This is a genomic window from Collinsella aerofaciens (assembly GCF_015557435.1).
Lineage (GTDB): Bacteria > Actinomycetota > Coriobacteriia > Coriobacteriales > Coriobacteriaceae > Collinsella > Collinsella aerofaciens_Z.
On record NZ_JADNOH010000032.1, the window covers coordinates 1 to 10,148 of the forward strand.

General features: G+C 60.6%; 9 protein-coding genes and 1 riboswitch. All 9 genes read right to left on the reverse strand.

Features of this window, described 5'->3' with window-relative positions:
• Positions 1-255 precede the first annotated feature (255 nt).
• The 9 genes from I2G43_RS02460 to I2G43_RS02500 all read right to left on the reverse strand — a co-directional run bounded on the left by I2G43_RS02460 (position 256) and on the right by I2G43_RS02500 (position 9,632).
• Complete coding sequence (locus I2G43_RS02460; RefSeq protein WP_195534956.1) at positions 256-1,539, reverse strand: aminotransferase class III-fold pyridoxal phosphate-dependent enzyme; 1,284 nt, start codon at positions 1,537-1,539, stop codon at positions 256-258.
• Between the two features lie 67 nt (positions 1,540-1,606).
• On the reverse strand, positions 1,607-2,587 hold the full coding sequence (gene argB / locus I2G43_RS02465; RefSeq protein WP_117806086.1) for an acetylglutamate kinase: 981 nt from the start codon (positions 2,585-2,587) through the stop codon (positions 1,607-1,609).
• Positions 2,588-2,668: 81 nt separating this feature from the next.
• The gene (argJ, locus tag I2G43_RS02470; RefSeq protein ID WP_195534957.1) at positions 2,669-3,937 is read right to left on the reverse strand and encodes a bifunctional glutamate N-acetyltransferase/amino-acid acetyltransferase ArgJ; all 1,269 of its coding nucleotides are present in this window, start codon (positions 3,935-3,937) and stop codon (positions 2,669-2,671) included.
• 136 nt (positions 3,938-4,073) lie between these two features.
• Positions 4,074-5,144 (reverse strand): N-acetyl-gamma-glutamyl-phosphate reductase, encoded by a 1,071-nt coding sequence (gene argC / locus I2G43_RS02475; RefSeq protein ID WP_195534958.1) that lies wholly within the window; start codon positions 5,142-5,144, stop codon positions 4,074-4,076.
• A gap of 257 nt (positions 5,145-5,401) precedes the next feature.
• Positions 5,402-5,812, reverse strand: a complete 411-nt coding sequence (locus I2G43_RS02480; RefSeq protein ID WP_117637582.1) for a pyridoxamine 5'-phosphate oxidase family protein — start codon at positions 5,810-5,812, stop codon at positions 5,402-5,404.
• 51 nt (positions 5,813-5,863) lie between these two features.
• Positions 5,864-6,310 (reverse strand): pyridoxamine 5'-phosphate oxidase family protein, encoded by a 447-nt coding sequence (locus I2G43_RS02485; protein WP_117563813.1) that lies wholly within the window; start codon positions 6,308-6,310, stop codon positions 5,864-5,866.
• A 30-nt stretch (positions 6,311-6,340) separates the two neighbouring features.
• A complete protein-coding gene (locus I2G43_RS02490) occupies positions 6,341-7,141 on the reverse strand; it encodes an energy-coupling factor transporter transmembrane component T family protein (RefSeq protein WP_195534959.1) in 801 nt (266 codons plus the stop codon).
• On the reverse strand, positions 7,141-9,045 hold the full coding sequence (locus tag I2G43_RS02495; protein WP_195534960.1) for an energy-coupling factor transporter ATPase: 1,905 nt from the start codon (positions 9,043-9,045) through the stop codon (positions 7,141-7,143). The genes I2G43_RS02490 and I2G43_RS02495 overlap by 1 nt, the downstream gene beginning before the upstream one ends.
• A complete protein-coding gene (locus I2G43_RS02500; protein WP_229071497.1) occupies positions 9,042-9,632 on the reverse strand; it encodes an ECF transporter S component in 591 nt (196 codons plus the stop codon). The genes I2G43_RS02495 and I2G43_RS02500 overlap by 4 nt, the downstream gene beginning before the upstream one ends.
• A gap of 5 nt (positions 9,633-9,637) precedes the next feature.
• Positions 9,638-9,830: riboswitch (FMN riboswitch) on the reverse strand.
• Positions 9,831-10,148: the final 318 nt, after the last annotated feature.

Sequence of the window (10,148 nt, forward strand, 5' to 3'; positions counted from 1 at the left end):
GACTTGCAGCGACGGACCTCAGGACACTCTTACACCACGTCTGCGCGCGCGACCATTTCGACTTGCTATCTGGCCTTATTAGTCCAAAATTGCTGCTACCAAATCGGTAGCAGTACTCATATTTGATGTTTTTTGACCAGCAGGTCTCCCTGCCTTAGCAAATCTAAGGCAAAACGGGCTCCAGACCGCCGAATCGTGCCGCATATGGCACGTCCGCAGTCCGGAACCCGGTCCAAATTGAGTTATTGCGCCGCGTTAGCCCAAGACACCCGCCAGGATCTCGATTAGGCTGTCCACGTCGGCCTCTTCGCACACGAGCGGCGGCAGGAAACGCAGCGTATGAGCACCTGTAGCGTTAATCACGGCACCGGCGGCCAGCGCGCGGGCAACAATATCATGCGCGTCGCCCGCGGCATCATCCAGATCACAGCCGAGCATCAAGCCGCGGCCACGCACCTCGGTCACGTGCGGCAGCTTGGCGAGCTTTGCCTCCATATAGGCGCCTACCTTGGCAGCATGGTCGGCATAATCGCCGCGCACGAGCGCGGAGAGCGTCGCGGCGCACGCCGCGATGGCCAAGCAGCTACCGCCAAAAGTCGAACCGTGATCGCCGGGCTTAAACACGTCGGCGATCTCTTTCTTTGCCACGACGGCACCCATGGGCACGCCATCAGCAATGCCCTTGGCAAGACTCATGATGTCGGGCTCCACGCCATAGGTCTGGTAAGCGAACGGCTTGCCGGAGCGGAAGATGCCGCACTGGACCTCGTCGGCGATAAGCACGGCGCCCACTTCGTGTGCCAGGTCGCGCGCTGCCGCCATAAACTCCTCGGTCATGGGGTGCACACCGCTCTCGCCCTGAATCGGCTCGAGCATCACGGCACAAATTTCGCTCCCCAGCTGCTTAAAGATCGCACGCAGTTCATCGATATCGTTGGGCGTGCAGGCCACAAAGCCACCCGGCAGCGGGCGGAAACTATCCTGCAGCCAATCCTGCATGGTGGCGGCAATGGTCTCGAGCGTACGGCCGTGGAAGCCGCCGCGCATGCACACGATAGTGTTGCCGCCGTTACCGGCACGCTTGGAGTACAGGCGCGCGAGCTTCATCGAGCCCTCGTTGGCCTCGGCGCCGGAGTTGGCAAAGAAGGTCTCCCACACCTGCTCATCCGCAGCCGGGGCACCAAGAGCAGCTGCCGTGGTCTCATCGCCGGCGGCAATGGCATCGGCAAGCACGCGTGCACCATCTACGTCGTCGTTGGCAAGCTTGGACAGCAGCGCCGCGACCTGTCCACGCTGCTCGATGTAGAAGTAATTGGAGACATGCATGAGCTTTTTGGTCTGCGCCTCGAGCGCCGAGAGCACAGCCGGGTCGCCATGACCTAGACTGCACACGCCGATGCCGGCAAGAAAGTCGAGGTACTCACGACCATCGTCGCCGGTGAGCTTCATACCGTGGCCTTCGACAAACTCGACCGGAGAACGACCGAAGGTGTGCATAACGTAGTGGGATTCGAGCGATTGTTGAGCTACAAGTGACATGGGATACCTTTCGTTAAGCGCCAGGTAGCGCGGATTGTCGAAGTAATGGCACGGCGATTGCGATGGCCTAGACCGTCTGAAGCTTCTCGACCTCGTCGAGGTTTTCGGTCAGACGCGCAGCAAACGTCGAAAGCGGATGCGGATGCGTATCGAACTCGTAAGCCGTCTCGGTGGAATGGATCACGGTACCAACGCCGGCGTCGGTCAGCAGCTCCAGCAGCAGCGAATGCGGCGTGGTACCGTTGATGATGTGAGCGCGAAATACGCCTCCGGCAAGCGCATCGACGGCAGCACGCAGCTTGGGAATCATGCCCTTGTCGACCTCGCCGCCGTAGAGCATCTCATTGACCTCATCGAGCGTCAGATTGGAGATAAGTGAATCCTTGTCGCTAAAGTCCTTGTACAGGCCGTCGACGTCGGTCAAAAAGATCGCCTTATGCGCATGCAGCGCCGCCGCAACGGCACCGGCGGCGGTATCGGCGTTGATGTTGAAGAAACCGCCGTCCTCCCCCGCCGCGACGGTAGCGATGACGGGGATGTACTCGCTATCGAGCAGGCGCTCGATATAGTCGGTGTTGACGTGCGTGACCTTGCCTACGCGGCCGAGTTCGGGGTCGAGCGGCTCGGCGATGAGCGTACCGGCATCGCTGCCCGACACGCCCACAGCTAGGTTGCCGTGGTGGTTGAGCGCTGCGACCAGCTCCTGGTTGACCTTACCGCCCAGCACCTCGCGCACGATATCCATGGTCGCCGGCGTGGTCACGCGCTGGCCGTTCTTAAACTCGACGGGGATGTCGTAGTGGCTAAGCGCCTCGTTGATGGCCTTGCCGCCACCGTGCACGATAACAGGGCGCATGCCGATGATCTTGAGCAGCACGATGTCGCTCATCACATCGCGGCGCAACTGCTCATCAACCATGGCGGCTCCGCCATATTTGATAACAACCGTCTTGCCGGTCAGGTTCTTAATCCACGGCAGCGCTTCGAACAGCAGCTGCGCGGTTGCTTCGTTGGATTCGCTCGAACGACAATCGCGTGCGAATTTCATAATCTGCCTCGTCTTTCGTATCGTTATCGCGCCGTGCTCCGCTGTCCGCAATCGCGGCAAGATGCGCAGCGTCCCTGGAATCTAGGAACGGTAGTCGCCGTTGATGGAGATGTACTCATGCGTGAGGTCGCAGGTCCACACGGTCGTTGCCGCGTCGCCTGCGCCCAGGTCGGCCGAGATCACGATCTCGGGCGCCTCAAAACGTCGTAGAGCCTCGTCCTCGTCAAAGGGAACAGTCAGACCGTTGCGACAGACAGGCATGCCCATCATGTCGATGGAAACGTCTTCCTGATTAAACTGCACGCCGCACTTGCCGAGCGCCATGGCAACGCGACCCCAGTTGCAGTCGTGGCCGGCGATGCAGGTCTTAACGAGCGGCGAGTTGGCAACGGCACGGGCGGCGATATCGGCCTCCTCGTCGTTCACGGCGCCGGTAACGTTGACCGTAACAAGCTTGGATGCGCCCTCACCATCGGCGGCGATATTGCGCGCCAGGCTCTCGCACACCTCGTGTACAGCAAACGTCAACTCGTCAAAGGCATCGGAGCCCTCGACGATAGGCTCGGCATCTGCGGCAGCGGCGCCGGAGGCAAGCATGATGCAGGTGTCGTTGGTCGAGGTGTCGGAATCGACCGTTACCTTGTTAAAGGTCTGCTTGACGGTCGAGAGCAGCAGGGCATGAAGTGCCGCAGGCTCGACGGGGGCATCGGTGGTGATAACTGCGATCATGGTGGCCATGTTGGGCATGATCATGCCCGAGCCCTTGCACATTCCGCCTACCGTATAGACATTGCCCGCATGACCCGCAGCCTCACTGACGTAGGATACGGCGTACTCCTTGGAGTGCGTGTCGGTCGTCATGATGGCGCGAGCGGCATCGGCGCCACCGTGGGCGGAGAGCGCCTCGTAGGCAGCAGGAATGGCGGTCTCAAACGTGTCGATCGGCAGAATCTGGCCAATCACACCCGTGGAGGCAACCAGAATCTGCTGGGGCTCGCAGCCGATGACCTGCGATGCGATGCTGCACGTCTCGCGCGCGCATGCAAGGCCGGTCTCACCCGTGGCGGCGTTAGCATTGCCAGAGTTGACCGAAACGCCGGCGATGATACCGTAGCCCTTGTCGGTACCGCCCAGGTTGGCACGGCTCACCTGCACGGGCGCCGCGCAAAAGCGATTGGCGGTAAACACGCCGGCACCGGGACAGGGTTTATCGGGCACGACGAGCGCGTAATCCAGACGCTCGGGGTTCTTGCGGAACCCAGCGTGGATACCTGCGGCTTTAAAACCAGCCGCAGCCGTAACGCCACCCTCGACGGCGCGAATCTTGATATCAAACAGCTCGGTATTCATCGTCTTTATGACTCCTTATGTCAAACAAAAAAAGCGGACATCGGTTGGTGCGCCATGCCAGTCGTGATCATGAGACCAGCTTAAGAGTGGCGCCCCACTCGATGCCCGACTACCAAATCGTTAACAATCGAATGTGCTACACCGGGCACGCCACTGTGGGCAAGCCTCGTCGCTCATCAAAACCAAAGACGATGTTGGCGCACTGGACCGCTTGGCCCGCAGCGCCCTTGCACAAATTGTCGATAGCACCCGTCGCCACCAGCACGCCCGCGCGCTTGTTGAGCGCGAGGCCAATCTGGGCAGCGTTGGTGCCGACGACCGAGGCCGTCTTGGGCTGCTGGCCGGCATCGAGCACGCGCACAAAGGTGCGATCGGCGTAGAACTGCTTGTAATGGTCGACAACGTCCTCAAGGGTCAAGGTATCGATAGCCTGCGGCGTAAGCGGCAGCGTCACCGTGGAGAGCAGGCCGCGCTTGAGCGGTGCCAGGTGCGGGGTAAAGACGACGCGATCGGTCAGACCAAGGATTTGCTCAATCTCGGGCGTGTGGCGATGCTTGCCCACGCCGTAGGCCTCCAAGTTCTCGTCGGCGCTGCAAAAATGGGTGCGGGCGTTGCAGGACTTACCGGCGCCCGTCACGCCGCTAATGGCATCGACAATCACAGGACCGTTCTCGGCCACCCAGCCCGCGCGCACGGCGGGGCCGGCGGCAAGGCTCGTTGCGGTGGGATAGCAACCGGCGCAGGCGACCAGCACGGGTTTGCCGTCGGCATGGTCGGATGCGGCGGTCTCCAAGTCCTGGCAGAACAGCTCGGGCAGACCGAAGGCACGGGTCTTGAGCAGCTCGGGGCTCGTGTGCTCGGCGGCATACCAAGCCTCAAAGACAGACGCGTCGTTCAGGCGGTAGTCGGCCGAGAGATCAATGCAGGAGACGCCCGATGCAAGCAGCGCGGGCACCTGTGCCATGGCAGCCGTGTGCGGCACGGCCAAAAAGACCGCGTCGCAGTTCTTGAGCTCGGGGGCATCATGCGTCGTGAAGACAAGATCGCTTATGCCGGTGAAGCTCGGGTACACCGCAGACAACGGCTGGCCGGCATCGGCGTTGGACGTAATGGCAGCAAGTTCAAACTCGGGGTGACCGAGGACGAGGCGAATGAGCTCGGCTCCGGCATATCCAGCCGCGCCGACGATTCCAACCTTCAAAGACATATCAGACTCCTTGTCTGCGATTTATGCACCGATGCGCATTTCGCAGCGGTCGTTATGAAGTGGGTTGAAACTTTAGCACCAAAAGATGCATGAATACGTAAATGGCTTGCATATTCATGCATTGAAACATTCCCGACACATTCGCTTGAAGGAATTGACAAATGGAGCGGGCCCCGTATTGACCGGCGCTCCTAACGGCGCCGGGCAATACGGGGCCCGCCTATGCGAAAACCAAGTTGTTAGGATGAGCCAGCTGGCTAGAGCTCGACCGGCACCCATTCGTCGTGATTGCAGATAAAAGCCTCGGGATCCTCGACGCTAAAGAAGACGAGCGTGGGGTCGTTAGGCCCCTCATAGTGCTCGCCCAGGCGCTCTAGATGCTTCCACCCGGCTTCGCGCATTTCGCCTAAAGCCCGGTCATCCAAGCCGGCACGCCCGCGCAAGATGAGCCAGCCATGGCCCGGCCACCAACTCGTGGCCTCAAAGCGCTGGTTTTGCAGCAGCTCTTGCCACACATCTTTGGTGCGCGCTGTTACAAACCACAGCTTGCCATCCTGGATCTGCGCAAACGAAAACGGACGCACATGAGGCTGTCCGTCAACGCTCGTCGCCAAATACCATGCCGGCACCGACGTCAGATACTCCAACACCGTATTCAATCCGTCCATGTGTCCTCCTGGCGCTAGCTAATTCGGAACGGGTAGTTTATTTGAGACGCGCTAGAGCTCCAGGCGCTCCTCGCTGCCGTCGATATCACAGAAGCGCGCGGCAATGTTGCGGACCGAAAAGAAAGCAAGGCGGCCGTCGTTGGCACTCTCGTGTTCCTCGCCAATGCCCACCATGTGCTTAAAACCCGCTTGACGCACCTTGTCGCTCGCAACTGCGTCGTCCTCAAGTGCGGCTTCGCCGGTCAATACAATCCAACATTCCCCCGGCTTCCAGCCCGAGAGCTCAAACTTGGGATTCGCACTCAGCTCCGCCCACACGTCCTTGTCGCGCGACGTGCAAAACCACAACTTACCGTCATCGACCATGGCAAAAGAAAACGGCCTCACGCGAGGCTGATGCCCGTCGGTCACATCGGTCGTGGCCAGATACCACGCCGGAATGCGCCTGAGATACGAACAGGCGCGCTCAAGCTGAGCCGTGCGGTCGTTGTCGGTCATAGGGACCCCTTTCTTGCGCTCGAATCGCGCCTAAACAAGTTGAAGGTTGACGACGATGACACACGCAAACAGCAGCATCGTCACAACCGCAGCCAGCGCATCCCCGCGGCGAAATGCAAGTGCATGCAGACGTGTGCGGCCCTGCTCGCCGTGATAGCAGCGTGCATCCATGGCGGCAGACAACGTCTCGGCATGACGGAACACGCCCGTGAACAGTGGAATCGCCACACTGCCGAGCATACGCACGCCGCCGAGCGGGCCACCCGTTACGCGTGCACCGCGGCTTGCCTGCGCGTCCGCCGTCTGCTTCATCTCGGTGGCAAACTGCGGCATAAAGCGCAACGCGATGCCCATGATCATGCCGAGCTCATGCGCAGGGAGCCCCACGCGCGCAAACGGTGCGAGCAGACGCTCAAAGCCCGCGGTGAGGTCGAGCGTAGGCGTGGTGAGCGTAATGGCGCTCATGCCGGCCATCATCAGGGTCAGGCGACACGCCATAAAGGCGGCAGAACGCAGTGAGCCCTCGCTTATCTGCAGAAAGCCGAGCTGCCACAGGATGCGCCCACTCTGATCGGTAAACAAGTTGAGCACCGCGACCACGACGACGATTGCCAGCAGCGGCGCCATCGACGACAGAACGCGACGAGCCGGCACCCGGGACACGGCATAGATCAGCACGACGAAAATTGCGACAGGGGCCAGTCCGCGGAAGCCACTGACCGTGAGCGTCGTGATCAGAAACACAAAGCCCAAGAGCAACTTGGTTCGCGGGTCCAGGCGGTGGATTGCACTATCGCCGGGATAGTAGCTGCCAAACGAAAACGCCTCCATTAGCAGCCCTCCTCTCGCGCGACCGTCTTGGATTTAGCAATGTCCGCGACGTTAGAAGGACCGTCTGAGCGACCGATCAGCAAATCTGCCAGCTCGTCGGCCAGCGACTCAACCGTATAGAGCCCGCCGCAACGCAGCGGCACGCCCGCCTCCGCGAGCGCCAACGCCATGCGCTGAGCAGCAGGTACGCCCAAGCCGATCGACTTGAGCTCATCGGCATGCGCAAACACCTGCGCGGGGGTTCCCTCGACAAACACCGCACCTTCGTTCATCACGACGATGCGGTCGCAGCAATTGGCCAGGTCATCCATGCTGTGTGAAACCATGACAACGGTCAGGCCATCGCGGTGAAGTCGATCGATAAGCTCAAGGAAATCCCTGCGCGCAGCCGGATCGAGCCCCGCCATGGGTTCATCGAGTACCAGGACCTCGGGCTCCATGGCGAGCACACCGGCAAACGCCACACGCCGTTGCTGACCGCCCGAAAGCTCAAAGGGACTCTTGTCGCCGACCGTGGAAAGGTCGAGGCCCACGCGCGAGAGCGACGACTCGACGCGACGGTCGACTTCATCTTGCGGCAAGCCAAGGTTGTGCGGGCCAAACGCCACGTCCTGCGTCACGGTTTCGGCAAACAGCTGACGCTCGGGATATTGAAACACCACGCCGACCTTGGCCTTAACCGCGGCGGCGTCTTTCTTGTTTGACAGATCGAGCCCCAGCGCGCGAACGAATCCCTCCTGGGGGCGAATCAAACCGTTGAGATGCTGGACCAGCGTCGACTTACCCGAACCGGTATGACCTGCTAAGCCCAGGAACTCGCCGCGACGCACCGTCAGAGATACATCGCGCAGCGCCCACGGGCTGCTGGGGTCGTTTCCCCAGAGAGCCTGTTTATTCGATTTGCCCGCAGTGGCCGAGCGCTTGCGCCATCGACGGCGCTCGCGAGCACTCAGCGAGTAACTATGCGAGAGGTGCGAAATCTCGATGACGGGCTCCGACACGGCTGTCCCATCGGTTGCAGAGGAGGCGTTGTCGAGCACACGAGAATCGGATGCAGAAGGCCGCCCTGCGGTGTCTTCCCCACTCCGGTCGGCATATACCTGCGCAACCTCGGCGACCATATCCACCTCGCGCACCTGCGCATGAACGGGCACGCCCTTCGCACGAAGCGCCGTGCCCAAGCAGCACGACGCCGGCATATCCAGGTTGAACTGCGCAAGTTCGTCCGCCCGTGTCAAGATTTCCTCGGGCGTACCGAGCATGGCAACGCGCCCCGCCCGAAACACCGCGACACGATCGGCCTCGGCGGCCTCTTCCATAAAGTGCGTAATCATCACGATGGTCATGCCACGATCATGCAACGCGCGGCAAGCCTTCATGAGGCCCTTGCGTCCACGCGGATCGAGCATCGAGGAAGCCTCATCCAAGATGAGCACGCGCGGTTCCATGGCAAGCACGCCAGCAAGCGCCACGCGTTGCTTTTGGCCACCCGAGAGCGCATGGGTCTCGTGGCGCTCAAAGCCCACCAGGCCCACGCCCTTCAGCGCCTCGCGTACGCGCTGCGCAATTTGCGCCGATGGAACGCCAAGGTTTTCGGGACCGAACGCAACGTCATCTTCGACAAGCGTTGCCACCAGCTGGTCGTCGGGATTCTGGAACACCATGCCTGCGGTCGAACGAATGTCGTAGACCAGCTCGGGATCGGACGCATCCATACCGTTGATACGTACCGTGCCCGCATCGGGCTGCAGCAGCGCATTCAGATGCTTGGCAAACGTCGACTTGCCCGACCCATTGCCACCGAGGATGCAGAAAAACTCCCCGTCCTCGATGTTCAGATCGACACCGTCGAGCGCCGACACGGCACCGTCATAGCTAAAGGAAACGCCCCGACACTCAATCATGCGCGGCCTTTGACCTGGTCCTTTTTAGGCGTGATGAGGTTGGAGACTGCTTTATACACCGCTAGCGTCAACACCGAGTTAAGCACGGTCTTGATAAGGTTGAACGGCAGCACGGCAGGAATCATAAGCGGGGCGATCACATCGACCGAGCCATACCAGAACCATACGCCAATGGTAAGGTTTGCGACCATAGACAACGCCGTAGCGGCAATGACGCCGAGCACCAGACCAATCACGGCACCCTTATAGGTATGCATCTTCTGGTACACGATAGCCGCGGGCAGAATGTAGCCCAGCGTAGCAACCAGGTTCATAAGTGCGCCGACCCAATCGCCCGTGGTAAGCGCATGGATAACAATCGCCATAGCGGCAACAGCAGTACCGGCGCCAGGACCATACGCAAAACCGCACACCATCGCCGGCACCAGCGACGGGTCATACGTCAAAACCGGCGCCGAAGGAAGGATAGGCAGCTGCACGTACATAAACAGGGCGCCCAAGGCACACATCAGCGCCATGGTAACGAGCTGTTTGGTGCTCCACCTATTCGTGTTCTCAAAATGGATATGCTGCGACTGTTCAGACATAAGATCACCTGCCTCTTTCATCCGGACTCTAACCGTTGGTACTGGGATCTCACCAGTTCAGCCGGCATGCGAACCAACGCACACACGGGTCGCGGACTCATCGGCTCGGCCGCAGGCACCTCGCCTGCGCCACGGCACCCCTTTAGCACCGCCCGATTTACCGCCAGTGGGGAATTTCACCCCGCCCTGAAACAGCAATTGCAAGTGTAGCACCAGTAGGCTTTCGCGCAAGTATGCCAAGGGTAATTTATGGCGGGGGAAACGCTCTAGAAATGCGGCCGGGACAGAGCAGCGCGACAATAACGTACCCGCCCATCCCAAAGTGCTGCGCTTTTCGCGGCAAAGCCGCGAAACAGCAAAAGGGAAAAGCCACCGCAACAACCACGTTCCCCATCCATCCCAAAGTAGCGCGCCTTTCGCGCAAAGCGCGAAACAGCGAAGGGGACACGTATCCCTATCGACCACGTCCTTCTCCGCCCGCCGACCTCAAGGCCGTAAACGCAGGGAATCCGGGGG